Origin of the sequence: Sedimentimonas flavescens, from assembly GCF_025154035.1 — a bacterium.
GTDB lineage: Bacteria > Pseudomonadota > Alphaproteobacteria > Rhodobacterales > Rhodobacteraceae > Rhodobacter > Rhodobacter flavescens.
The window spans coordinates 58,335-81,891 of record NZ_JAOALJ010000003.1 but is presented as its reverse complement, the minus strand read 5'-3'; the positions used below and the strand labels follow the sequence as shown (position 1 = coordinate 81,891).

Genomic DNA, 23,557 nt, shown 5'->3' with positions numbered 1-23,557 from the left:
GAGGCACTGACATGACGAAATACGATGAAGCCTGGGTTGCCGCCGAGGAAGCCAAGCGCAAGTGGATGGACGAGAACTCGCTGTTCAAGCTGGACGACGAGAAGGCATCGTGCGGCGTGGGTCTTGTGGTCTCGATCGACGGCAAGGCCTCGCGCAAGGTTGTCGAAAACGGCATCGATGCGCTGAAAGCGATCTGGCACCGTGGCGCGGTCGACGCGGACGGCAAGACCGGCGACGGCGCCGGTATCCACGTGCAGATCCCGGTTCCATTCTTCTATGACCAGATCCGCCGCACCGGCCACGAGCCGAACATGCAAAAGCGCGTGGCCGTGGGCCAGATCTTCCTGCCGCGCACCGACTTCGGCGCGCAAGAGCGGTGCCGCACGATCGTTGAATCCGAAGTTCTGCGGATGGGCCACTACATCTACGGCTGGCGCCACGTTCCGGTGAACACCGAAGTGCTGGGCGAGAAGGCCAACGCCACCCGCCCCGAGATCGAGCAGATCCTGATCCGCTGCGAGAAGGACATCGACGACGAGCAGTTCGAGCGCGAGCTTTACATCATCCGCCGCCGCATCGAGAAAGCGGCAATCGCGGCGCAGATCGCGGGCCTCTATGTCTGCTCGCTGTCCACACGTTCGATCATCTACAAGGGCATGATGCTGGCCGAGCAGGTCGCGGAATTCTATCCCGACCTCAAGGACGACCGCTTCGAGAGCGCCTTCGCGATCTATCACCAGCGCTACTCGACCAACACCTTCCCGCAGTGGTGGCTGGCGCAGCCCTTCCGCATGCTGGCCCATAACGGCGAGATCAACACGATCAAGGGCAACGTCAACTGGATGAAGAGCCATGAGATCCGCATGGCCTCGAACACCTTCGGCGACGCCGCCGAGGACATCAAGCCGATCATCCCGGCTGGTGCATCGGACTCGGGCGCGCTGGATGCGGTCTTCGAGGTGATGGTGCGCTCGGGCCGCTCGGCGCCGATGACCAAGACGATGCTGGTCCCCGAGGCCTGGTCGAAAGCCACGACCGACATGCCCAAAGCCTGGCAGGACATGTATGCCTATTGCAACTCGGTCATGGAGCCGTGGGACGGCCCTGCCGCGCTGGCGATGACCGATGGCCGCTGGGTTTGCGGCGGTCTCGACCGTAACGGCCTGCGCCCGATCCGCTATGTCGTGACTGGCGATGGCATGCTGATCGCGGGTTCCGAGGTCGGCATGGTTCCGATCGACGAAATGAGCGTGCGCGAAAAGGGCGCGCTCGGGCCGGGTCAGATGATCGCGGTCGACATGCGTGAGGGCAAGCTGTACCACGACAAGGACATCAAGGACCGTCTGGCCAACAGCCAGCCCTTCGGCGAATGGGTCGAGAAGGTGGTGGACCTGAACGCATTGATGCGCGATGTGCCGGAGAAGGCGATGTTCTCGGGCGCGGAGCTGCGCAAGCGCCAGATCGCGGCGGGCTACTCGGTCGAAGAGCTGGAGCAGATCCTCGCGCCTATGGCCGAGGACGGCAAGGAAGCTATCGCCTCGATGGGCGACGACACGCCGCCGGCGGTTCTGTCCAAGCAATACCGCCCGCTGTCGCATTTCTTCCGCCAGAACTTCAGCCAGGTGACCAACCCGCCGATCGACAGCTTGCGCGAAAGCCGCGTGATGTCGCTCAAGACGCGGTTCGGCAACCTCAAGAACGTGCTCGACGAAGACAGCAGCCAAACCGAGATCCTGAGCCTCGAAAGCCCGTTCATCGCGAACGCGGAATACGAGCAGATGCTGAAGCAATTCGGCGCCTCGGTGGCGATCATCGACTGCACCTTCCCGGCCAATGCCGATCAGGAAGCCCTGCGCGAGGGGCTGGAGCGCATCCGCGCCGAAGCCGAGGATGCTGTGCGTTCGGGCGCGCTGCATATCGTTCTGACCGATGAGCATCAGGGCCCCGAAAAGGTCGCCATGCCGATGATCCTCGCGACCTCGGCGGTGCATTCGTGGCTGACCCGCAAGGGCCTGCGCACCTTCACCTCGGTCAACGTGCGCTCGGCCGAGTGCATCGACAGCCACTATTTCGCGGTTCTGATCGGCTCGGGCGCAACCACGGTCAACGCCTATCTGGCGCAGGACTCGATCGCCGACCGGATCGAGCGCGGGTTGCTGGAAGGCAGCCTTGTGGACAACATGCGCCGCTATCGCGATGCGATCGACTCGGGTCTGCTGAAGATCATGTCGAAGATGGGGATCTCGATCATCTCGTCCTATCGCGGTGGTCTGAACTTTGAAGCCGTGGGCCTGTCGCGCGCCATGGTGGCCGAGTATTTCCCCGGTATGCATTCGCGCATCTCGGGCATCGGTCTGCACGGCATCCAGCACAAGCTGGAAGAGGTGCATGTCAAGGGCTGGAAGGGCGGTCAGGACGTCATGCCGATCGGCGGCTTCTACAAGGCCCGCCGCACGGGTGAGAAGCACGCCTGGGAAGCACAGACGATGCACCTGCTGCAATCGGCCTGTGACCGCGCCTCCTATGACCTGTGGAAGCAATACTCGGCGATGATGCGGGCCAACCCGCCGATCCATATCCGCGACCTGCTGGACATCAAGACGCTCGGCAAGCCGGTTCCGATCGAGGAAGTGGAATCGATCACCTCGATCCGCAAACGCTTCGTCACGCCCGGCATGTCGCTTGGCGCACTGTCGCCCGAGGCGCACAAACTGCTCAACGTTGCCATGAACCGTATCGGCGCCAAGTCCGATAGCGGCGAAGGCGGCGAGGATCCGGCGCATTTCGTGCCCGAGCCGAACGGCGACAATCCGAGCGCCAAGATCAAGCAGGTGGCCTCGGGCCGTTTCGGCGTGACCGCCGAATACCTCAACCACTGCGAAGAGCTTGAGATCAAGGTGGCCCAGGGCGCCAAACCGGGCGAGGGCGGCCAGCTGCCGGGCATGAAGGTCACCGACCTGATCGCGCGTCTGCGCCACTCGACCAAGGGCGTCACGCTGATCTCGCCGCCGCCGCACCACGACATCTACTCGATCGAAGACCTCGCGCAGCTGATCTACGACCTCAAGCAGATCAACCCGCGCTGCAAGGTGACGGTCAAGCTGGTGGCCTCGTCGGGCGTCGGCACGATCGCCGCGGGCGTGGCAAAGGCCAAGGCCGATATCATCCTGATCTCGGGCCACAATGGCGGCACGGGCGCCTCGCCGGCGACCTCGATCAAATACGCGGGTCTGCCGTGGGAGATGGGCCTGACCGAGGCGCATCAGGTTCTGGCGATGAACAAGCTGCGTGACCGCGTCACGCTGCGCACCGACGGTGGTCTGCGGACCGGCCGCGACATCGTCATGGCTGCGATGATGGGCGCCGAGGAATACGGCATCGGCACCGCCGCGCTGATCGCGATGGGCTGCATCATGGTGCGTCAGTGCCAGTCGAACACCTGCCCGGTGGGCGTCTGCACCCAGGATCCGGCGCTGCGCGCCAAGTTCACCGGCTCGGCCGACAAGGTGGTCAACCTGATCACCTTCTACGCCCAGGAAGTGCGCGAGATCCTGGCCTCGATCGGGGCCCGCTCGATGGATGAGATCATCGGCCGCGCCGATCTGCTGACGCAGGTCAGCCGTGGCTCGGCCTTCCTCGACGACCTCGACCTGAACCCGCTGCTGATCACCGTCGATGGCTGGGACAAGATCGTCTACGACCGCTCGAAGCCGCGCAACTACGTGCCCGATACGCTTGATGCCGAGATCATCAAGGACGGTCACCGCTTCTTCGAGGATGGCGAGAAGATGCAGCTGTCCTATGCGGTCCGCAACACGCTGCGCACCATCGGGACGCGCGCCTCGAGCCACATCGTCAAGAACTTCGGGATGCGCAACGCGCTGCAACCCGACCATCTGACGGTGAAGCTGACGGGTTCGTGCGGGCAGTCGCTGGGGGCCTTTGCGGCGCCGGGCCTCAAGATCGAGGTGTCGGGTGACGCGAACGACTATGTCGGCAAGGGCCTGTCGGGCGGCACCATCGTGGTACGTCCGCCGATGGCCTCGCCGCTGATGGCCAGCGAGAACACGATCATCGGCAACACCGTGCTTTACGGGGCGACCGACGGTTATCTGTTCGCGGCAGGCCGCGCGGGCGAGCGTTTCGGCGTGCGCAACTCGGGCGCCAAGGTTGTGGTCGAGGGCTGCGGCTCGAACGGTTGCGAATACATGACCGGCGGCGTCGCGGTGATCCTGGGCCGCATCGGCGCGAACTTCGGTGCGGGCATGACCGGCGGCATGGCTTACCTTTACGACCCGGAGGGGCTGGCCGAGGATTACATGAACCTCGAAAGCCTCGTGACCTGCGCGGTCAGCCACCCGCATTGGGACGCCCAACTGAAGGGCCTGATCGAGCGCCACGCCAAGGAGACCGGCTCGCGCAAGGCCAGCGACATCCTGCAGAACTGGGAGGCCGAGCGCGCCAATTTCCTACAGGTCTGCCCGAAGGAGATGCTGGTGCATCTGCCCTTCCCGCTAAGCGACGAGCCGCAGGCGATGCCGGCCGAGTAAGCGCCGGCACGCAGTCAGAACGCGAAAGGGCGGGGCGAATTGCCTCGCCCTTCTCATTTCGGGCTTGGCCCAACCAGCCCATTTTGCACAAGATCGGCAGCCGCACGCCATGGGTGCAGCGACCGGCTTGACCAGCAGGGGCCAGCCGTGACTTATGGCGGCATGGCGCAGAAAAAGACCACCACAGGCAGGACGAAACGCAAACCGCGCGGGCAGCAAACCCAGAACCGGGCGCTGTTTGGCTGGCTGTTCAAATGGGCGGCGCGAATCGGCTTTGGCTTCGTCGCGGCGATGCTGGCGCTGGTGGTGCTCTATTCCTTCATCAACCCGCCCACCACGATCACCATGTGGTCCGAGGCGCGACGCCTTGGCGGCGTCGATCAGCAGTGGGCACCTATCGAGGAAATCGCCCCGGTCGTGGCACGCTCAGTCGTAGCCGCCGAAGACGCGAACTTTTGCGAGCATTGGGGCTTTGACATGCGCGCCATCCGTCAGGCCATCGACGAGGGTTCGGGGCGCGGCGCCTCGACGCTGAGCCAGCAGGTGGTGAAGAACGTTTTCCTGTGGCAGGGCCGCAGCTGGCTGCGCAAGGCGATGGAGGCCGCGCTGACCCCGGTGGTCGAGGCGGTCTGGACCAAGCGGCGCATCCTTGAGGTCTATCTGAACGTGGCCGAATTCGATGAGGGCGTCTTTGGCGTCAACGCGGCGGCTTTTCGTTATTTCCGCACGACACCCGATCAACTGACCCCGCGCCAGGCGGCGCTGCTTGCCGCCGTTCTGCCCGACCCTAAAGGCCGCTCGGCCTCGAAACCCTCGTCCTTCGTGTCGCGCCGCGCGCGCTCGATCGAGGATGGCGCGCAGACCATCCGCGTGGATGGCCGCGCCATGTGTTTCGAGCACGACTGAGGCGATCAGCTGCGCGCGTAGACATCCTCGTAGCGGATGATGTCGTCTTCCCCCAGATAGGTGCCGGTCTGCACCTCGATGAGCACCATCGGCACCTTGCCCGGGTTGCGCAGCCGGTGCACCGCACCAAGCGGGATATAGACGGACTGGTTCTCGCTGATCAGGCGGGTGGTCTCGTCGATGGTCACCTCGGCGGTGCCCTCGACCACGATCCAGTGCTCCGAGCGGTGGAAATGGCTTTGCAGGCTAAGCGCCGCGCCCGGATGCACGACGATGCGCTTGACCTGGAAGCGCGCGCCGGTTGCGAGGCTTTCGAACCAGCCCCAGGGGCGATAGTCACGCGGCAGTTGCGTGGCCTGCTTGGCGCCGCGCGCCTTGAGGGCGGCGACGGCCTCTTTCACGTCCTGCGCGCGGTCCTTGGCGGCGACCAGAACTGCGTCCTGCATCGCCACGGCGATGATGTTTTCCAGCCCGATGCCCACAAGCTCGACCCCCTCGGCCTCGGAGCGCAGCAGGCTATCGGCGCAATCGATGGCGGTCGCGTGGTCCGAGCAGACAACGCCCCGCGCATCCGGCCCGCTTTCGCGCCAGACCGCATCCCAACCGCCAAGGTCGGACCACTCGCCGCTGAAGGGGACAACGCTGAGATTTTGGGCCTTCTCCATCACCGCATAGTCGATCGAGATATCGCGTGCCATGCCCCAGGCCTCGGGTTCAAGCCGCACGAAGCCCAGATCGCTGCGCGCCTGGGTGACCGACTGGCGCACAGGATCCAGCAATTCCGGGGCATGTGCCTCGAAGGCGGCCAGAATGTCGGCCACGCGGAACAGGAAAATGCCTGCGTTCCACAGGTAGTCGCCTGCGGACAGCATCCGTTCGGCATTGGCGAGATCAGGCTTCTCGACGAAATTGCGCAGCGCGATTGGCTGGCCCGAGCCGTCGGGCTGTGCGCCCAGATGCAGATAGCCGTAGCCCGTCTCGGGTCGGGTGGGTGCGATGCCGAAGGTGACCAGATCGCCGCGCGCGACGGCCGAAAGACCCGCCTCGACCGAGGCAAGGAACGCCGCAGCGTCCGGGATCAGGTGGTCCGAAGGTGCCACAAGCATGACCGCCTCGGGGTCATGCTGCGCCAGATAGAGGGCGGCCGCCAGCACCGCGGGGGCGGTATTGCGCCCCTCCGGCTCGATCAGGATCGGTCCGGGATCGATCCCGGCCTCGGTCAGTTGCTCGGCCACGATGAAACGGAAGTCATTGTTGGTGATCGTCAGCGGCGGGGCAAAGCTCAAGCCTCCAGCCGCCTGCGAAACCCGCCGCGCCGAGGCCTGAAACAGGCTTTCCTCGCCAATGAGGGAGGCGAACTGCTTGGGGTAGGATTTGCGCGACAGCGGCCAGAGCCGGGTGCCGGAACCACCGCAAAGAAGGCAGGGCGTGATCTTCATTTTGAAACCTGTTCGAAAATCATACCCTTAGATATACAACCCAACCTACGATTGCGCAGCCATTCATACCATCATGGCGTGCATTATTCCGGGGATCGGCGGATCAGAGCCGACCCAGCATCGCCGCAAGCCAGAGCGCGGCGGTACTCGCGCGCGACTGACGGTAGAGCCCGAGGCGCCAAAGAGCTCCCGGTCGCCGCCAGAACGGAGCGCGTCGCACAGCCGCAAAACCAGACAGAAGCGCGCGGTTCTCGGGCGTCAGGCGATGCGCCGAAGCGCTCAGCGCGACGACATTCACGCCGTTCCACTGCCGATAGTGCCCCGCGAGAAGCTGCCCAAGACGGCTCAGCTTCGCCCCCGCGCCGTCATTCGCGCCGATCTCATTGCTGGCGTGCTGGCGGTAGAGCAGGGAGGGGCGATCGTCATGCATCAACTGCGCGCCCGCCCCGGACATAAGCTGATAGATCCACCAATCATGCATGATAACGCGACCAGCCTCGGGTGCGGCGGCGCTGGCCAGTCGGGAACCTGCCGGGTTGAGCAGGATGGTGTTGCCCGCCGCCACATTCTGCACCAGCGCATTGCGGAACCCCAGGGCGCGCGGGCGTGGCAGGGAGATCCGGCGGTGCTCCAGCCGCTCATCGGTGATCCAGGTGCGGCTGCAATAGAGCGCGGGGCCCGCGATGCCCTCCAGCGCGGTGATCCCGCGCGAAAGCCGATCAGGCAACCAGACATCATCCTGATCGGCAAAGGCGAGCCAGCTTGTCGCGGGCACATGGCCTTGCATCCGGCGCACCAGCGATAGGAAGTTCGCACCCGCCCCCTGCTGCGGTCCATCAAGACAGATCACGCGGTGCCCCCGCTGCGCGAAACCCGAAATGATCTCGGACGAGCCATCGCGCGATCCGTCATCGCTGACGATCAGCGTCCAGTTGGTGTGCTCCTGCCCGGCGATGCTGTCGAGTTGCGCGGGCAGGTGCCGCGCGCCGTTGCGCACCGCCATTAGGATCGCGACATGCGGTGCGCTCATCGCGGCCTCACATCATTTGCGTCGTCAGGCTGCTCAGATACCGGCCATAATCGTTCTTGTCGAAACGCGCCGCGCGCTCCAGCAGCCCGAGGTCATCGACCCAGCCCTGCGCATGGGCGATCTCTTCCAGGCAGCCGACCTGCTGGCCCTGCCGCTGTTGCAAGGTACGTACGAAATTGCCTGCGTCGAGCAGGCTGTGATGCGTTCCGGTGTCGAGCCAGGCGTAGCCGCGGCCCATCAGCTCGACGTTCAGGCGGCCCTCGCGCAGATAGCCTTCGAGCAGCGTAACAATCTCCAACTCGCCGCGCGGCGAGGGGCGCACCTCGCGCGCGCGCAGCGGCGCGTCGCCGTCAAGAAAGTAAAGCCCGGTGACGGCATAGGGCGAGGGCGGCTGCGCCGGTTTCTCGATCAGCGCGGTGGCCTGACCCGCCGCATCGAATGCCACGACACCGTAGCGCTCGGGGTCGGCGACGCGGTAGCCGAAGACGGTGCCGCCATCCTGACGCTGGCTGACCCGATGCAGCAGCTCCTGCAGGCCGTGGCCGAAGAAGATGTTATCCCCCAGCACCAGCGCCGAGGGCGCGCCGTCAAGGAATTCCTCGGCCAGCAGATAGGCCTGCGCCAAACCCTCGGGGCGCGGCTGGACGATGTATTCGAGGCTGAGCCCCCATTGGCTGCCATCGCCGAGCGTACGGCGGAACTGCTCTTGATCCTGCGGGGTGGTGATCACCGCGATTTCGCGAATGCCCGCCAGCATCAGCACCGAGAGCGGGTAGTAGATCATCGGCTTGTCATAGACCGGCAGGAGCTGCTTCGAGATACCGATGGTGATCGGGTACAGTCGCGTCCCCGATCCACCGGCGAGGATGATGCCTTTGCGCTTGCTCATGCGGGGTCTCCGATCTGCGGGATGATGCGGGAAAGGGCGGCGCGCCAGTCGGGCCGGGACAGGCCGAAGGCGGCAAGCCCGGAACAGTCGAGCCGCGAGTTGGCGGGGCGGCGCGCCGGGGTGGGGTAGGCACTGGAGGGGATATCAGCCACGCGGCAGGGCAAGGCGGCCTCATCCACGATGGCGCGGGCGAACTCAGCCCAACTCACGTCGGGGGCGCCGGCAAGGTGATAGGTGCCCGAGCGCGCCGGATCATGGATCAGCGTATGCGCGATCGTCAGGCAGGCGGCGGCGATGGCATCGGCGGGGGTGGGGCCGCCGATCTGATCGGCCACGACGCTGACGTCGTCGCGCCCGCGCCCAAGCCGCAGCATGGTTCGCAGGAAATTCGCGCCATGGGCCGAAAACACCCAGGAGGTACGCAGGATCGCATGGCAGCCGTTGGCGGCGCGCACCGCCTCTTCGCCCGCGCGCTTCGATCGCCCATAGGCGCCGAGCGGCGCGGTAGCCGCCTCGGGCGCGAAGGGATCGCAACCTGCACCGTCAAAGACGTAATCCGAGGAGATATGAACGAAGGGGATATCCAGCGCCGCGCAGGCCCGCGCCATGGCTCCCGGCGCCGTCGCATTGACGCAGGTAGCGATGTCCTCGTTCTGCTCGGCCAGATCGACGGCAGTCCAGGCGGCGGCGTTGATCACGGCGGCAGGCCGGATCGCGCGGATGGCGGCGGCGCAGGCGGCAGGGTCGGTCAGATCGGCCTCATCCCTCCCCAGGAACCGCGCGCCGGGGGACAGCAGGCGCAGCTCGCGCGCGACCTGCCCGGACTTGCCGAACACGAGGATCATGCCACGACCCCCAGACGCTGGCCGACGCCGCGGCGGTGCTGCAGGGCGCGCCACCAGGGCTCGTGTGTCAGATACCAGTCAACCGTGCGCGCGAGCCCCTCTTCTACGCTGACTGAAGGGCGCCAGCCCAGCTCGGACCGGATGCGCGTGGGGTCGATGGCGTAGCGTGCATCATGGCCGGGCCGGTCGGCGACGAAGGCGATCTGATCGGCATAGGGTCGCGCGCCGGGGCGACGATCATCAAGGATCGCACAGAGCGACTGGACAAGGTGAAGGTTCGTGCGCTCATTCTCTCCACCGATGTTGTAGCTGCGGCCCGGGCGGCCCTTTTCAAGCGCCAGCAAGAGCGCCTCGGCGTGGTCCTCGACGTAAAGCCAGTCGCGGATCTGCGCGCCAGTGCCATAGATCGGCAGCGGTTTGCCCGCGAGGGCGTTGAGGATGATCACGGGGATCAGCTTTTCAGGGAAGTGGAACGGCCCGTAATTGTTCGAACAATTGGTCAGCAGCACCGGCAGGCCGAAGGTTTCGTGCCAGGCGCGCACCAGATGATCCGACGCGGCCTTGGACGCCGCATAGGGCGAGCGTGGATCATAGGGGCTGTCTTCGGTGAACTTCACCGCCGGGTCGGGCGGGAGCGAGCCGAAGACCTCATCGGTCGAGACATGGTGAAAGCGGAAATGCTCGGGGCGGCCAGAGCGTTCCCAATAGCTACGTGCGGCTTGTAGCAGGATCATCGTGCCGGTGACATTCGTGTCGACGAACACGCCCGGCCCGTCGATCGAGCGATCCACGTGGCTTTCGGCTGCAAGATGCAGCACCGCATCGGGGGCATGGCGGCGAAAGATCGCTTCAAGCGCCACCGGGTCGCGAATGTCTGCGTGCTCGAACGCGTAGCGCGGGCTTTGCGCGACCGAGACGAGGTTGTCGAGGCAGGCGGCATAGGTCAGCGCGTCGAGATTGACCACCGAATGGCCCCGCGCGATGGCCAGCCGCACCACTGCCGAGCCGATGAACCCGGCGCCACCGGTAACAAGGATCTTCATGCTGCGGCCTCCAGATAGCTGAACGGGGATTTCGCGTCGCGCAAAAGGGGCGCGGCGGCGTCCTTGGTCGACAGGATCGCCTTTGCCGGGCCGATCCCCCAGTCGATGCCGATCTCTGGGTCGTCGAAGCGCACCGCGCCGTCACATTCGGGCGCGTAGTAATCCGAGCATTTGTAGATGATCTCGGTCCCCGGTTCGCGGGTGACGAAGCCATGCAGGAAGCCCGCCGGGATCAGCAGCTGGCGCCCGTTCTCGGCGCTCAGTTCGACCCCGAACCACTGGCCGAAGCTCGGGCTGCCACGGCGGAAATCGACGGCCACGTCGAAAAGCCGCCCGCGCCCACAGCGCACCAGCTTGGCCTGCACATGGGGCGGCGCCTGGTAATGCAGCCCGCGCACCGTGCCGACCTGCGCCGAGACGGAATGGTTATCCTGCACGAAGTCGATATCGATCCCGGCCTCGGCCAGCCGCCGCCGGTTCCAGCTTTCGCTAAAATATCCCCGCGCATCGCCATGGCGCGCGGGCGTAAGCAGCAAGACACCGGGGAGGCACGTCGTTTCGATCTGCATGGCCGGGTTCCGTTCTGGAATCAGTTACGTTCCCGGCCAGTTCAGTCGATCGAGCCTAAGATAAGCTTAACGTAAACAGCGCGAACGTGCGGTTAGCGGCGGCTCAACCACGGCGCGGAATGATCGCGGCCAACGTCATTCCAGAGCGACAGGATTGCCATGACCGATACCTCCGCCATTCTCGGCCTGCCCTATATCATGCCCTCGCAGGCGCAAAAGCACGTCACCCATAACGAGGCGCTGCGCCATCTCGATGTCATTGTGCAGCTTGCGGTCGTGGCGTTCGACGCAACCACGCCGCCTGCCGTTCCCGTGGCAGGAACGGTTCACGCGCTGGGCCCGGGCGCGACCGGGGCTTGGGCGGGGCAGGTGGCGGGCACGCTTGCGGCCTATCTGGACGGGGTGTGGAACTTCTTCGCGCCGCAGGATGGCTGGATCGCGGCGGCGGGGGACGATGTGCGCGCCTATGCGGGCGGTGAGTGGGTGCGCGTGGGCGCGACGCAGATGCTCGAGGGGCTCGGGATCGGTACGACTTCGGATGCGACGAACCGCCTCTCGGTCGCCGCAGATGCGACGCTGCTGAGCCATGCGGGGGCGGGGCATCAGCTCAAGCTCAACAAGGCGGGCAGCGGCGACACGTGCAGCCTTCTCTTCCAGAGCAACTGGGCGGGTCACGCCGAGATGGGGCTGGTGGGCGATACCGACTTTGCCATCAAGACCAGCGCGGACGGGGTGAGCTTTACCCCCGCGCTGCGCCTGAATGCGGCAAGCGGGATCGCCTCGGGCGCGGCGGTGCAATCGGGACGCACCGACGCGACAGAGGGGCGGCTGATGGCGGTCGGGGCGTTCGGCCTTGGCTCCATGGCCGCCCCGGGCGTGGCTGATCTCGACGCGACCGACCTGCCCGCCGGGTTCTATGGCGTCAGCCAGAGCGCGACCGGCACCTTCCCGGCAGGTCTGCCCGCAGGTTCTGGCGCGGTGATGGAGATCCTGCGCTACAGCACCGATTTCGCGCGACAGATCCTGCGGCCTGCCTTTGCCGCGGGCGCTGTGTGGGAGCGTCTTCTGATCAACGGGGTCTGGGGTGCCTGGCGGCAGGTGGGGTTGCCTGCCATGCTGGGCACGGTCTCGCAATCGGGGGGCGTTCCCACCGGGGCGGTGGTCGAGCGCGGCTCGAACACCAATGGCGAGTATGTCCGTTGGGCCGATGGCACGCAGATCTGCACGCGCACGGTGACGGGGATGGCGGTCAGCACGGCGGCGGGGGCGATTTGGACCTCGGGTTCGCAAAGCGCCAGTTTCGCGATGCCCTTCGCCGCAACGCCCGTGGGCAGCGGCTCGGTCACCAGCTCGGCGAACGCCTGGGTCAATGCGCGCGCAACCTCAGCCACGCAATGGGGTTTCTCGGCTTTCGCCACGGGGTCTCTGACCGGCCAGAGCGTCGCCCTGATGGCTACCGGCCGCTGGTTCTGACGAAATCGCATCACCGAACCGCCTCGCCATCGTGCGGGGCGGTTGCCTTTTTGCCCCGCTATGCCCAAGTTGCAGCCAAGCGCCGGACGCCCGGCCAGCCGCAAGGAGCAGAGCATGACCGAGCCGAGAATCGTCACCGTGGGCAATATCGCCATTGGCGGACAGGAGCCGATCGCGCTCATCACCGGGCCGTGCCAGTTGGAAAGCCTCGACCACGCGCGGATGATGGCGGAGAAGATCGCCGAGGCCTGCGCGCCGACCGGAACGAAGTTCATCTTCAAGGCCAGCTACGACAAGGCCAACCGCTCCTCGATCAAGACGCAGCGCGGCCTCGGCATGGACGCCGGCCTGACGATCCTGTCGAAGATCCGCGACGAGTTCGGCTGCCCGATCCTGACCGACGTGCATGACGCCGCGCAATGTGCGCCTGCGGGCGAGGTCTGCGACGTGCTGCAAATCCCCGCCTTCCTGTGCCGCCAGACCGACCTGCTGCTGGCGGCGGGCGAGACCGGGCGCGCGATCAACGTCAAGAAGGGCCAGTTCCTTGCGCCTTGGGACATGGCCAATGTCGCCGAGAAGATCGCCTCGACCGGGAATGGCAACATCATGCTGTGCGACCGCGGCACCTCCTTTGGCTACAACACGCTGGTCACCGATTTCCGCGGCCTGCCGATCATGGCGCAGACCGGCTATCCGGTCGTGTTCGATGCCACCCATTCGGTGCAGCAGCCGGGCGGGCAGGGGATGACCTCGGGCGGGCAGCGCGAGTTCGCGCCGGTGCTGGCGCGCGCGGCCTGCGCGGTCGGCGTCTCGGCGCTTTTCATCGAGACGCATGAAGACCCGGACAACGCGCCCTCGGACGGGCCGAACATGATCCCGGTCGATCAGATGGCAGGCCTGATCAAGACGCTGCGCGCCTTCGACGCGCTGCAAAAGGGCCTCTGATCAGCCAAGCCGCGTGCGCAGTTTCGCAAGGTAGTTCTGCAACAGCCGCGCGGCCTCGGCCTCGGTCGCAGCCTCGGTATAGCAGCGAAACTCGGGCGCATTGCCCGAGGGACGCAGATGCACGATGGCGCCGTCCTCGAAACGCACCCGCAGCCCGTCGGTCAGATCGAGCGATGCTTCAGCGCCGTTTTCGGTGAAGAACCCGGCCCGGGTCGGGGCATTGTCCCGCAGATCGGCGATGAAGCGGGCAGAGACCTCGGGTTCGATCCCGGCGATGCGGTCAGAGGCGGTGAAACGCGCAGGCAGCGCCGCCACCAGATCGGCCACTGGCCGCTGCGCGCTGCGCGCCGCCGCCAGAACCGTGACAATCGGCAAGAGGCAGTCGCGCGTCATCAGCGGCGCTATGACACCCGCAGGGCCGCGCGCGGCAAATCCCAGAAGAAAGCCGCCGTTCGCCTCATATCCGCAGATACGCGCGGCGGGGTCAGTGGCCAGGATCTCCTCCATCGCCGCGATCACATAGGGCGATCCGATGCGGGTGCGCGCGATCCGTGCGAATTCGGGCATCGCGTCAATCATCGTGTTCGACGATACCGGCGTGCAGATCACATCCGCCCCAAGCGCGCGCGCCGTCAGCGCGCCCAGCACATCGCCCGGCACGACCTTGCCCGAGGCATCGCAGAGCATCGGCCGGTCGGCATCGCCATCGGTCGAGACCAGCGCATCGAGCCGGTTCTGCGCGCACCACTCTGCCAGACGCGCGCGCGTGTCCGGGTCCACCGCCTCGGTATCAACGGGGATGAAGATGTCCGAGCGCGCCAGCGCGATAACCTCGGCCCCCATCGCGCGCAGTGCCGCACCCAGAAGATCGCGCGCGACCGAGCTGTGCTCATAAACCCCAACGCGCAGGCCGCTTAGCGCGGCATGGCCGAAGGCCTCGGTATAGCGGCGCTGGTAGGCCGCGCCCGCCTGACTGCCCGATATACGCGTGCCGCCGCCGGGGCCGGGCGCTGCGCCCAGCGCCGACAGGATGCGCGCCTCGTCGTCTTTCGTGATCTCGCCTGCAGGAGTGTAGAACTTCAGCCCGTTGCGGTCGGCGGGGATATGGCTGCCGGTGACCATGATCGCCGCATGGCCCGCACCCATCGCGGCAAGCGCCAGCGCGGGCGTGGGCAGCGCGCCGCAATCAATCGCGCTCAGACCCGATTGCTCGATGCTGCCCATGACCTCCTCAGCGATCGCGGGTGAGGAGGGGCGCAGATCCCAACCCACATGCACCGCCCCGCCATGCGCGCAGCTTGCCAGAAAGGCGCGCGTGTAATCGGCAACCAGGTCGGGCGTCAGTTCGGTCACAAGGCCGCGCAGGCCGGAGGTGCCAAATTTGGGCGGCATGGTTGTGAACTCCCAGGGCTTGATCGCGGCGACTATGCGACAGCGGGGCGGGGGGCGCAATCGGGCGGGCGGGGCGGCAAAACACGGTTCACGCAATCTTAAGAGGTCGCGCCCTAACCTCGCGCCACCCCAACGAGCGACCGGCCCCATGACCCCATTCATTTACATCACCCTCGCCGTATTTCGTCCCGACCCCGGCTATCTTGAGGCGCAATTGCAATCGGTTGCGGCGCAGGAGGGGGTCGAAACCCACCTTGTCGCGGTGATCGCGGATCGGGTCTCGGGGCCCATGGTCGCGCGACTTTGCGCCGATCTGGGTCTTGGCCTGACATTGGTCAGCCCCGACAACAATCTCGATTCGGTGCGCGCCTTCGAGGCCGGGCTGGCCCGCGCGCTGACCCTGTCGGAAGAGCAAAACCGCCCCGACGCGCTGTTCGCGCTGAGCGATCAGGACGACATCTGGCACCCTGACCGGCTGGTGCGCGGGGTTGCCGCCTTGGGCGAAGGCCCGGCGATGCTGGCGCATAGCGACGCGCGGCTTGTCGATGCGCAGGGCGCGGTGATCCACCCCTCCATGTTCGCCTATGAGCGGCGCGTCCGGCGCCCCGGCCTGCGCGGGCTGCTTTATCGCAACACGATCACCGGGATGACCGTGCTGATGCGCCGCGCGGTGCTTGAGATCGCGCTGCCCTTCCCGGCGCAGGCGGGCATCCATTTCTACCATGACCTATGGCTTGGGCTGGTGGCCGAAGCGGCGGGGGGCGTGGTGCTGATCGACGCGCCGCTGGTCGATTATCGCCAGCACGGCGCAAATACGGTCGGTGCCGTCTCGCGTGAGCCCTGGCGCCTGCCGCGCTTCGACAAGGTCTGGCTGCGCCGCCATGCGACCAGCTACGCGCTGGCGCGCTATCTGGCCAATAGCACCTATCTGCGCATGGCCGAGGCCGTGGCGAGCGGGCGACTGGCCGATGGGACCGCACGGATCGCGCCGATCCGCCCCTACCTGCGGCGGCTGCGCGGCGCGGGCAGCTTTGCCGCCGACGCGCTGCGGCTGACGCTGCGCGGCCAATTCACGCGCGCCCGGATCGCCGGAAGCTTTGCCGTGGTTCATTTCGGACGTGCCGTCTGGGCTTTGCGCCGCACCCTTGACGAGGGGCTTAACCCCGCGCTGGCCCGGTTTGACGAGCGGCTCTATTCCCTCTCGCCCGGCGTTGCGCCGCGCGCGGTCGAACCTGCGCCCGCGCCCCCAGCGCATCCGCTGAAAAGTTACCGTGAGCTGATCGACCTGCGCAAATCGGCGCGCTGGACCCCGGTCTTCGAGGCGCCCGGCCCGGCCATCGTGGTGCTCGTGCCCACCCTCAACCCGACCGAGATTTTTGCCGGAATCGTTACCGCCCTCGACATCGCCATCGGTCTGGCCGAGCGCGGGTTGACCGTGCGCCTTGTTGCCACTGACCTGCCGATGGCCGCTCCCGCAGCCTCGCGCGCATTCGTGCTGAACCGGATGAGCGCGGCGGGTCAGGCCTTGGCCGCGGCCGAGCGGATCTCGCTGCATTGCGGGGCGCAAAGCGCCAGTTTGCCGCTGCATCGCGGGGATCGCTTTCTGGCGACGGCCTGGTGGACGGCCCATGTCGCCGACCGGTTGATCCGCCAGCATGGCTTGCACCACGACCGGTTTCATTACCTGATCCAGGATTACGAACCTAATTTCTACGCTTGGGGCCCGGAATATGCCGATGCGCTGGCCAGCTACGGGCTGAACTTCGCTCCGATCTTCAACACGACGCTACTGCGCGACTATTTCCAGCAAGAGGGCTTCACTTTTGCCGGTCGGCAGGCGCTGGCCTTCCACCCCGCCATCGACATCGACCGCTACAGCCGGGGCCAGCGCCGCACCGCGACAGGGCCGCGCAGGCTGGCGCTTTACGGTCGCCCCGAGGTGCCGCGCAACATGTTCGCGACGGGGCTTGAGGTCATCGCCCGCTTCATCGAGGCCGAGAACCTTCAGCCCGGGCAGATCGAGCTGGTCTCGGTCGGGCTCAAGCATGGGAACGTCAACATGCCCAACGGGCTGCGGCTAATCAGCCTCGGCAAGCTGCCCTATGAAGATTATCCGCAGTTCCTGCTCGAGACCGATGTCGGACTGTCGCTGATGTATTCTCCGCACCCCAGCCATCCGCCGATCGAGATGGCGGCCTCGGGCGTGCGCGTGGTCACGAATAGCTTCGGGCCGAAAGATCTGGGCAGGCTTAGCCCGGCGATCCTTTCCGCCGCACCCGAGGTGCCCGCGCTGAGCGCAGCCCTTTCACGCGCCTGGCACCGCACCCCGGTGAGCGCACAGGAACGACAGATCTCGCTCAGCGGCCTTGGCCTGTCGCCCGAGGCGATGATCGACGCATTGGCAGCCGAGCTTGGCGCCGGGCTGCCGCAACACGAACGGATGGTTTCATGAAACGCCAGATATTGCTCCACGTCGGATCGCCCAAATGTGGCTCGACCTACCTGCAGCAGGTGATGCTGAAGAACCGCGCGGCGCTGCTGGATCAGGGCATCCACTACCCAAAGCCGCCCGGCAATCACCCCGGCAATGCGGCTGATCTGAAGGATATCGATGCCGCGCGCCTGACCGCGCTGTTTGAGGGGCAGAGCCATACCGTGGTGCTGAGCCATGAAGACCTTTACGCCCTGCCGCAGCATGGCAGGGCGCTGGCGGATCTGGCGCAGCGGGAGGGGATCTCGGTCCAGGTCATCGCCTTCCTGCGCCCGTTCAGCGAGTTCATGTTCGGCGATTACTCGCAATTCATGAAGCAGCAATTCGAACCGTGGCTAAGCGCGCGCAACCCCTATGACGGGCTAGATTTCGACGCGTTCACCCGACGCCGCGCCGCGATGATCAAGCCTGCCGCCTATCTGCGTGGCTGGGCGCGGTTGTTCCCCGAAGCCCCGCCTGTCATCGCAAGTCATCGCGCGATCCGCACGACGCTCGAGGGACTGCTGGGCGCCGATACCGGCATCGACTGGGAGGTGAATCGCAACCTCACCAACCCCTCGCTACGGATGGAGGATTGCGACGCGATTGCCGAGGCGATGCGCGACCCGCAGGTCAGCCCGTCCGAGATCCGGGCGCTGCTGCGCGCGGCCTTTCACCGCGTGACTGAGTTCGACGCCGGAAAGACGCAAGCGCGGATCGAGATGGCGGAGCAAGCCTTTGCGCCCCAAAACGCGGCGCTGCTGCGCGGTTTTGGCTACGACAACCGCAGGGCCTAGTCCTCGGCCTCGGGCGCGTTCATCAGGCGCTGATGGTGGGCGATGGCAGCCTCCACTTCCTCATGGAAGTGGAGCCTGCCGTCCTCCAGCACGCAGCCATGGTCGCACAGGCGCCGCACCTGACCCATGGCGTGCGACACGACGATGGCGGCGCTGTCTTGCAGGCGCGCCTCGAACAGGGCCTCGCTTTTGGCTTTGAAGGCGGCGTCACCCACCGCCGTGACCTCATCGACAAGGTAGGTGTCGAAGCGGATGCCCATCGAAGAGCCGAAGGCCAACCGCGAGCGCATCCCTGAGGAATATTCCCGCACGGGCTGGTGGAAATGCGCCCCAAGCTCGGCAAAGTCAGCGACGAAATCGACCAACTCGTCTGTATCGATCCCGTAGACCCGCGCGATGAAACGCACGTTCTGCACGCCCGTCAGATCGGGATGGAAGCTGCCGGCAAAACCCACGGGCCAAGACACCGAGCCGCGCCGCAGGACCCGCCCCGCATCGGGGTCGAGCGCGCCCGAGATCATCCGCAGAAGCGTCGATTTCCCCGCCCCGTTGCGGCCCAGAATTGCAACCGCCCGGCGCGGCGGGAAGATCGTGGAAATGTCCTGCGCGACGATCTTGCGCCCCGACCGGGTGCGAAAGCTCTTCGACAGGCCGCGCAGCTCGATCATCGCCGGTCCCGCAGCGCGTAATAGGCCATGGCCAGGATCGACCAGCCGAGCATCAATGCCCCCGCCACCGCCGCAAGCAAAACGAAACGGCGCGGATATTCTGCGGTCTCGGCCAGTGTCGGCGGGACATGGCTGGCAAGGTAACGGGTCTTGCGCTGCGCCTCGGCCAGTGCAGCGTCATACGCGGCCAGCGCCGCGAGATAGCTTTGTTCGGCAAACTGCAGATCGACAGATAGCGATTCATATTCCCCCACCAGCTCCGGGAAGGCCTGCGGATCGCTGGCTTCGGCGCGGCCGAACTGGCTGCGCTCGGCCGCCAAACGCTCGCGTATCACGGCCGCTTTCTGGCGCGCCTGAACCACGCGCACATCCTGCGCGGAGGTGTTCTCAAGCAGGAGGTCCAACTCGATCAGCGCAGCGGCAAGCTGTTCCTGAAGCGTGTTGAGCAACCCCGCCCGTCCCTGCGCATCGCTTGCCGGATCGACGATCTGGGTGCGGCTGCGGAATGCCGTGAGCGCGGTACGCGCCGCTTTGAGCCGCGCAATCGCCTTGTCGCGATCCTCGCGCGCGTTGCGGATCGTATCCTCGCGCGCGATGGCCGAGAGGCGATTGATCAGCGCGCTGCTCTCCTCGTAGATCGCGGTGGCGATGGCCTGGGCGTCGGAGGGATCGAAGGCCTCGACACGTAGCTCGATCAGCCCGGTTGCGCCGTCGTGATAGACATGAACCTGCCGCTGCCAATGGGCCGAGAGCGCCTCGATCCGCCGATCCGTGCCAAGGCTGAAGACCGGATCGTCGGGCCGGGTGAAGGCCGCCGCCAGATCGACGCGCCGATCCACCGCGCGCACAAGCGCCGGACTCTGGATATAGTCCTGCAGGATATCGCCATCCTGCGGCCCGGAACTGCCCAGCTCGGTCAGCCCGCCGAGGAGCTGCACGGCGGCGCCGACCTCATGCTTGCGGACGGAAAAGGCCATGGTGCTGGCGAACTGATCGCGCGCCACGGCGAAAAGATAGGCGGCCCAGAGGCAGGCCGGGATCACGACGCACAGCACGAAGGTGCCGATCAGCCCGACATGACGCCGGCGCAGGCGCGCGGGCCCCGCCGCGGGGCGGATCTGCGCCACGGTTCGCGGGGTTTCGAGCGGGACTGTGGCGCTTTGCATGGCGTGGCACCCTTTGCTGCGGGACATCCGTATTCCCGCAGCTTGGGCCGGTTGCGCTTAATTTGACGTTAAGCGCGGCAGGATATGCAGGGCGCATGACCGTCGCGCCCCTTCCACCTCGTCCCGCCCAACCGCCCCGCCGCCGCGGGGCCGGGCGCGCCATCGCGGCGCTGATCCTGCGCGAGATGAGCACGAGCTACGGGCGCTCGGCGCTGGGTTATCTCTGGGCGCTGCTCGAACCGGTTGCGGGCATCATGCTGATGGCCTTCCTGTTCTCGCTTGCCTTCAGCGCCCCGCCGCTTGGGACGAATTTCGCGCTGTTCTATGCATCGGGGATTCTCCCGTTCCTGGCCTACCTGGATATCAGCCAGAAGGTTGCGGTGTCGCTGCGCTTCTCGCGTGCGCTGCTGGCCTATCCGGGGGTGACGTTTCTTGACGCGGTTCTGGCGCGCTTTGCGATCAACGCGGTCACGATGGTGACGGTGGCGCTGGTGATCTACGGGCTGCTCTTCTCGATCTACCGGATCAACGCGATCCTCGACCTGCCCGCTATCGCGTTGGGCTTTGCGCTATGCTTTGCGCTGGCACTGGGGGTTGGCACGCTGAACTGCTACCTGCTCACCGCCTTCCCGCTGTGGGAGCGCGCCTGGGCTGTGCTGAACCGGCCGCTGTTCATCGTCTCTTGCGTGTTCTTCGTTTACGATTCGGTGCCCGAGCCCTATCGCGGCTGGCTGTGGTGGAACCCGTTGGTGCATGTCATCGGCCAGACCCGCAAAGGGTTCTATGCGGGCTATGAGGGCGCCTATCTCTCGCCGCTTTACGTGCTGACGGTTTCGGCGATCTGCTTTGCGGCGGGGCTGATCGCGCTGCGCCGCTATCACCGCGATATCGCGCCGTTCTGAGCCGCTCAGATGAAGATGAAGTCGGACGCGTCGAGGTCTTCGATCCAGAAATGCTCCAGAAAGATCGACTGGCCCGCGTAGGAAATCTCGACCCCGCCATCATGGGCTGAAATATCGAGCGCGCCGAACCGTGAGCCGCCGACCGGGGTCACGCCCATCAGGCGGATCTTGTCATAACCATCCGCGAAATCGGTGATGACATCGGTTTCGCCTGCGAAATACTCGTTGAAGACGAAGATATCGAGGCCCGGCCCGCCGGTGATCCGGTCGTTGCCCTTGCCGGAGTTGATCGTGTCGTCGCCGGTGCCGCCGTCGATCAGGTCATTACCATAGCCCCCGGCGATGAAATCCTTGCCTGCGCCGCCCAGCAATGTGTCATCGGCCTCGCCGCCGCCAAGGCTATCGTCACCATCCCCGCCGATCAGAATATCGCGCCCCGGCCCACCGCCGAGGTTATCATTGCCCGGCCCGCCATCGACCCTGTCGGCGCCATAGCTGCCCGCAATCTCGTCATTGCCCTCGCCGCCATAGCATTCGTCGTCGCCCGGCCCGCCGCTCATGTTGTCATGGCCGCCCTCGCCATAGAGCAGGTCATTGTGCGGCCCGCCGCCAAGCGTGTCGTTGCCCTCGCCACCGTAAAGCACATCATCGCCATCGCCCCCGCCCAAATCGTCGTTGCCCAATTCGCCGTAGAGCACGTCATTGCCCTCGGCCGCGGCGATCGTGTCATCGCCATCGCCGCCATAAAGCCAGTCGTCGCCCTCGCGCCCCAGAAGCGAGTCATCCCCGGCGTGGCCGTAGATCGTGTCGTTGCCGCCATCGCCATCGAGGAAGTCATTCGACGAACTGCCCGCGATCAGATCGGCCAGATCGTCACCCACGATGATCAGCGGCGCGGTTCCGTTGACGGGTGGCGGCGGGTCGGGTTCGGCCGGGGGGAGGGTTCCGCTTTGCAGCGGACCGACGGTGACGGTGACATGCGTGCCCCCCGTCGTGATCAGCTGCGCTATATCGGATTGCGTCAGCGGCTGGCCCGAGGCGCTGCGCAGGATCAGGGTTTCCTTCCCAAAGCTCAGGATACCGCCGTCGCTGGTCGGCACGAACTGCGCCTGACTGGCGGAGTAGAACCCGCTCCACGCCGACAGGTCGATCCGGTCAAGGCCCGGCGCGATATCGGTGATCGTGTCGCTTTTCCCATCGGCGCGCAGCACGAAGATATCGCGCCCCGCTCCGCCCGAGAGCACCTCGGACCCCGTCCCATCGCTTAGTATATCGTCGCCCGCGGTGCCGCTCAGGCTGGTACCCGTGGCCTGCGCGACGATGCCGAAGCTGGACAGATCGACACTATAGCTGCCCAATCCTGCCTCGGCCGAAGCAGTGGTGAAGATACGCAGCGTGTCGCCCTCGATCACTGCGGCGAGGGCGCTAATATTGTCGAGCACCGCCGCGCCGGTGTCGGCCAGCGTGCCCAGATGCACAAGGCGCCCCCATCCGGTCAGCGCGAACAGGCTAAGCCCGTCATCGCTGCCCGCCACCACCACGAAAGCATGGCTGTCATCCGAGACAACTGCCATCTGCGTCAGGCCCGCAAATCTGGTGCCCAGATCGTCGATCACATGGTCAGTCACGCTCAGCGCGCCGCCCGCCCCGACCGCCATCACGGTCAGCGAGGATGACCCCGCCGCGCCCACCACCAGATAGGCACCCCCGGCCAGTTGCGCCGCGCCAAGCGCCGTGACGGTATCGAGCGGCACGGAGTCGAGCTTACCGAGGTTTGATACGGCATTCAGCGTGCCGCCCGCACCAAGCGCATAGCCGGTAACGCCATCCTCGGTCGCCGAGCCCACGAAGACATAGCTTTGGCCGCCCACGCTCAGCCAGGCCATATCCGAGATCGCGCCGGCATGGGTCTCGGACGTATCGGCGACGGTCTGCACCGGGGTCAGCGCCCCGTTGGCCCAGGTGAATACCGTCAGGCCCGCGCCGCTTGCGGGCGCTGCCACCAGGTAGGCCTGCCCGCCCGAACTAACCCCCAAAAGCGACACCGCCGAGATCTGCGAGGGCGCAAGCGACAGATAACCGGATTGAGCGCTGTGATTGCCGATCAGACTGCTGGCGAAGGCGGCCTCGATCTCTGCCACCGACAGGCTGCCCGCGCGGCCCGCGATGGTGGCGGCCAGCCGCGTCTCGGTCAGGTGGTAGCGCTCCAGAAGCAGGCTGGGCGTGCCGGTTTCGCCAATGCCGAAGATATAGCTCGCGCCAAAGCCGTAATCGGCCACGGTGATCTGGCCGTCCGCGCTGAGCAGGATCGAGGCCATGGGCGAGGGCTGGCTCAGCCCGCCCCCGTAGATCGTCCCGGTGAAAACCAGATTCGACGCCATGCGCCCACCCCTGCCAGCAAGAAACCTCTGGTTGCGAGTGTCACCGATAGCCGTTTCGCAAGTGTTGACGGTGCCGGGTCAGGGCCGGATTT

At 66.0% G+C, this 23,557-nt stretch carries 17 protein-coding genes; 7 read left to right on the top strand and 10 right to left on the bottom strand.

Translation table 11 applies throughout. From position 1 onward, the window contains the following. The first annotated feature begins 11 nt into the window (after window positions 1-11). The gene (gene gltB / locus N3C64_RS06950) at window positions 12-4,550 is read left to right on the top strand and encodes a glutamate synthase large subunit (protein ID WP_260013419.1); all 4,539 of its coding nucleotides are present in this window, start codon (window positions 12-14) and stop codon (window positions 4,548-4,550) included. A gap of 162 nt (window positions 4,551-4,712) precedes the next feature. Then, window positions 4,713-5,456 (top strand): monofunctional biosynthetic peptidoglycan transglycosylase, encoded by a 744-nt coding sequence (gene mtgA, locus N3C64_RS06945; RefSeq protein ID WP_260013408.1) that lies wholly within the window; start codon window positions 4,713-4,715, stop codon window positions 5,454-5,456. Window positions 5,457-5,461: 5 nt separating this feature from the next. Here the strand turns inward: mtgA and N3C64_RS06940 are convergent, their stop codons facing one another. From N3C64_RS06940 to rfbC, 6 genes are all read right to left on the bottom strand, one after another. After that, on the bottom strand, window positions 5,462-6,895 hold the full coding sequence (locus N3C64_RS06940; RefSeq protein WP_260013405.1) for a mannose-1-phosphate guanylyltransferase/mannose-6-phosphate isomerase: 1,434 nt from the start codon (window positions 6,893-6,895) through the stop codon (window positions 5,462-5,464). Between the two features lie 103 nt (window positions 6,896-6,998). Continuing rightward, a complete protein-coding gene (locus tag N3C64_RS06935) occupies window positions 6,999-7,925 on the bottom strand; it encodes a glycosyltransferase family 2 protein (RefSeq protein WP_260013402.1) in 927 nt (308 codons plus the stop codon). Window positions 7,926-7,932: 7 nt separating this feature from the next. After that, window positions 7,933-8,814, bottom strand: a complete 882-nt coding sequence (gene rfbA / locus N3C64_RS06930) for a glucose-1-phosphate thymidylyltransferase RfbA (RefSeq protein ID WP_218630132.1) — start codon at window positions 8,812-8,814, stop codon at window positions 7,933-7,935. Continuing rightward, window positions 8,811-9,659, bottom strand: coding sequence for a dTDP-4-dehydrorhamnose reductase (rfbD, locus tag N3C64_RS06925; RefSeq protein ID WP_260013388.1), 849 nt, complete (start codon window positions 9,657-9,659; stop codon window positions 8,811-8,813). The genes rfbA and rfbD overlap by 4 nt, the downstream gene beginning before the upstream one ends. Further along, the gene (rfbB, locus tag N3C64_RS06920) at window positions 9,656-10,702 is read right to left on the bottom strand and encodes a dTDP-glucose 4,6-dehydratase (RefSeq protein ID WP_260013357.1); all 1,047 of its coding nucleotides are present in this window, start codon (window positions 10,700-10,702) and stop codon (window positions 9,656-9,658) included. Before rfbB ends, rfbD begins: the two co-directional genes overlap by 4 nt. After that, window positions 10,699-11,271 (bottom strand): dTDP-4-dehydrorhamnose 3,5-epimerase, encoded by a 573-nt coding sequence (rfbC, locus tag N3C64_RS06915; protein ID WP_260013355.1) that lies wholly within the window; start codon window positions 11,269-11,271, stop codon window positions 10,699-10,701. The genes rfbB and rfbC overlap by 4 nt, the downstream gene beginning before the upstream one ends. 159 nt (window positions 11,272-11,430) lie before the next feature. Between rfbC and N3C64_RS06910 the strand changes: the two genes are divergently transcribed. After that, window positions 11,431-12,744 carry a DUF2793 domain-containing protein gene (locus tag N3C64_RS06910; RefSeq protein ID WP_260013353.1) on the top strand — a complete coding sequence of 438 codons (1,314 nt, stop codon included), beginning with the start codon at window positions 11,431-11,433 and terminating at the stop codon, window positions 12,742-12,744. Window positions 12,745-12,858: 114 nt separating this feature from the next. Next, window positions 12,859-13,689, top strand: a complete 831-nt coding sequence (kdsA, locus tag N3C64_RS06905) for a 3-deoxy-8-phosphooctulonate synthase (RefSeq protein ID WP_260013351.1) — start codon at window positions 12,859-12,861, stop codon at window positions 13,687-13,689. On the opposite strand, the gene N3C64_RS06900 is transcribed toward kdsA, so the two are convergent. Beyond that, window positions 13,690-15,081: a phosphomannomutase gene (locus N3C64_RS06900; RefSeq protein ID WP_260013349.1), complete on the bottom strand. Its 1,392-nt coding sequence runs from the start codon at window positions 15,079-15,081 to the stop codon at window positions 13,690-13,692. It abuts the gene before it with no gap. Window positions 15,082-15,229: 148 nt separating this feature from the next. Here N3C64_RS06900 and N3C64_RS06895 point away from each other — a divergent pair, with 148 nt between their 5' ends. Together N3C64_RS06895 and N3C64_RS06890 are read left to right on the top strand one after the other, a co-directional pair. Next, window positions 15,230-17,533, top strand: coding sequence for a rhamnosyltransferase WsaF family glycosyltransferase (locus tag N3C64_RS06895; protein ID WP_260013339.1), 2,304 nt, complete (start codon window positions 15,230-15,232; stop codon window positions 17,531-17,533). Further along, entirely contained in the window at window positions 17,530-18,348 is an 819-nt protein-coding gene (locus N3C64_RS06890; protein WP_260013337.1) for a hypothetical protein, read from the top strand. The genes N3C64_RS06895 and N3C64_RS06890 overlap by 4 nt, the downstream gene beginning before the upstream one ends. Here N3C64_RS06890 and N3C64_RS06885 read toward each other — a convergent pair. Together N3C64_RS06885 and N3C64_RS06880 are read right to left on the bottom strand one after the other, a co-directional pair. Then, window positions 18,345-19,016 (bottom strand): ABC transporter ATP-binding protein, encoded by a 672-nt coding sequence (locus N3C64_RS06885; protein ID WP_260013333.1) that lies wholly within the window; start codon window positions 19,014-19,016, stop codon window positions 18,345-18,347. The two genes, N3C64_RS06890 and N3C64_RS06885, sit on opposite strands and share 4 nt — an antisense overlap. Continuing rightward, window positions 19,013-20,182: a KpsE/RkpR family capsule polysaccharide export protein gene (locus tag N3C64_RS06880; RefSeq protein ID WP_260013330.1), complete on the bottom strand. Its 1,170-nt coding sequence runs from the start codon at window positions 20,180-20,182 to the stop codon at window positions 19,013-19,015. The genes N3C64_RS06885 and N3C64_RS06880 overlap by 4 nt, the downstream gene beginning before the upstream one ends. Before the next feature lie 95 nt (window positions 20,183-20,277). Here N3C64_RS06880 and N3C64_RS06875 point away from each other — a divergent pair, with 95 nt between their 5' ends. After that, window positions 20,278-21,084 (top strand): ABC transporter permease, encoded by an 807-nt coding sequence (locus N3C64_RS06875; RefSeq protein ID WP_260013327.1) that lies wholly within the window; start codon window positions 20,278-20,280, stop codon window positions 21,082-21,084. Window positions 21,085-21,089: 5 nt separating this feature from the next. On the opposite strand, the gene N3C64_RS06870 is transcribed toward N3C64_RS06875, so the two are convergent. Then, the gene (locus N3C64_RS06870) at window positions 21,090-23,465 is read right to left on the bottom strand and encodes a calcium-binding protein (RefSeq protein WP_260013314.1); all 2,376 of its coding nucleotides are present in this window, start codon (window positions 23,463-23,465) and stop codon (window positions 21,090-21,092) included. Window positions 23,466-23,557 lie beyond the last annotated feature (92 nt).

What these genes read in the sequence shown, in the direction of transcription:
- N3C64_RS06900 (WP_260013349.1), bottom strand. Translation starts at nt 15,081, where the DNA reads ATGCCGCCCAAATTTGGCACCTCCGGCCTGCGCGGCCTTGTGACCGAA.
- rfbC (WP_260013355.1), bottom strand. Translation starts at nt 11,271, where the DNA reads ATGCAGATCGAAACGACGTGCCTCCCCGGTGTCTTGCTGCTTACGCCC.
- N3C64_RS06910 (WP_260013353.1), top strand. Translation starts at nt 11,431, where the DNA reads ATGACCGATACCTCCGCCATTCTCGGCCTGCCCTATATCATGCCCTCG.
- N3C64_RS06870 (WP_260013314.1), bottom strand. Translation starts at nt 23,465, where the DNA reads ATGGCGTCGAATCTGGTTTTCACCGGGACGATCTACGGGGGCGGGCTG.
- rfbB (WP_260013357.1), bottom strand. Translation starts at nt 10,702, where the DNA reads ATGAAGATCCTTGTTACCGGTGGCGCCGGGTTCATCGGCTCGGCAGTG.
- rfbD (WP_260013388.1), bottom strand. Translation starts at nt 9,659, where the DNA reads ATGATCCTCGTGTTCGGCAAGTCCGGGCAGGTCGCGCGCGAGCTGCGC.
- N3C64_RS06880 (WP_260013330.1), bottom strand. Translation starts at nt 20,182, where the DNA reads ATGCAAAGCGCCACAGTCCCGCTCGAAACCCCGCGAACCGTGGCGCAG.
- gltB (WP_260013419.1), top strand. Translation starts at nt 12, where the DNA reads ATGACGAAATACGATGAAGCCTGGGTTGCCGCCGAGGAAGCCAAGCGC.
- N3C64_RS06875 (WP_260013327.1), top strand. Translation starts at nt 20,278, where the DNA reads ATGACCGTCGCGCCCCTTCCACCTCGTCCCGCCCAACCGCCCCGCCGC.
- N3C64_RS06935 (WP_260013402.1), bottom strand. Translation starts at nt 7,925, where the DNA reads ATGAGCGCACCGCATGTCGCGATCCTAATGGCGGTGCGCAACGGCGCG.
- N3C64_RS06885 (WP_260013333.1), bottom strand. Translation starts at nt 19,016, where the DNA reads ATGATCGAGCTGCGCGGCCTGTCGAAGAGCTTTCGCACCCGGTCGGGG.
- mtgA (WP_260013408.1), top strand. Translation starts at nt 4,713, where the DNA reads ATGGCGCAGAAAAAGACCACCACAGGCAGGACGAAACGCAAACCGCGC.
- kdsA (WP_260013351.1), top strand. Translation starts at nt 12,859, where the DNA reads ATGACCGAGCCGAGAATCGTCACCGTGGGCAATATCGCCATTGGCGGA.
- N3C64_RS06940 (WP_260013405.1), bottom strand. Translation starts at nt 6,895, where the DNA reads ATGAAGATCACGCCCTGCCTTCTTTGCGGTGGTTCCGGCACCCGGCTC.
- N3C64_RS06895 (WP_260013339.1), top strand. Translation starts at nt 15,230, where the DNA reads ATGACCCCATTCATTTACATCACCCTCGCCGTATTTCGTCCCGACCCC.
- rfbA (WP_218630132.1), bottom strand. Translation starts at nt 8,814, where the DNA reads ATGAGCAAGCGCAAAGGCATCATCCTCGCCGGTGGATCGGGGACGCGA.
- N3C64_RS06890 (WP_260013337.1), top strand. Translation starts at nt 17,530, where the DNA reads ATGAAACGCCAGATATTGCTCCACGTCGGATCGCCCAAATGTGGCTCG.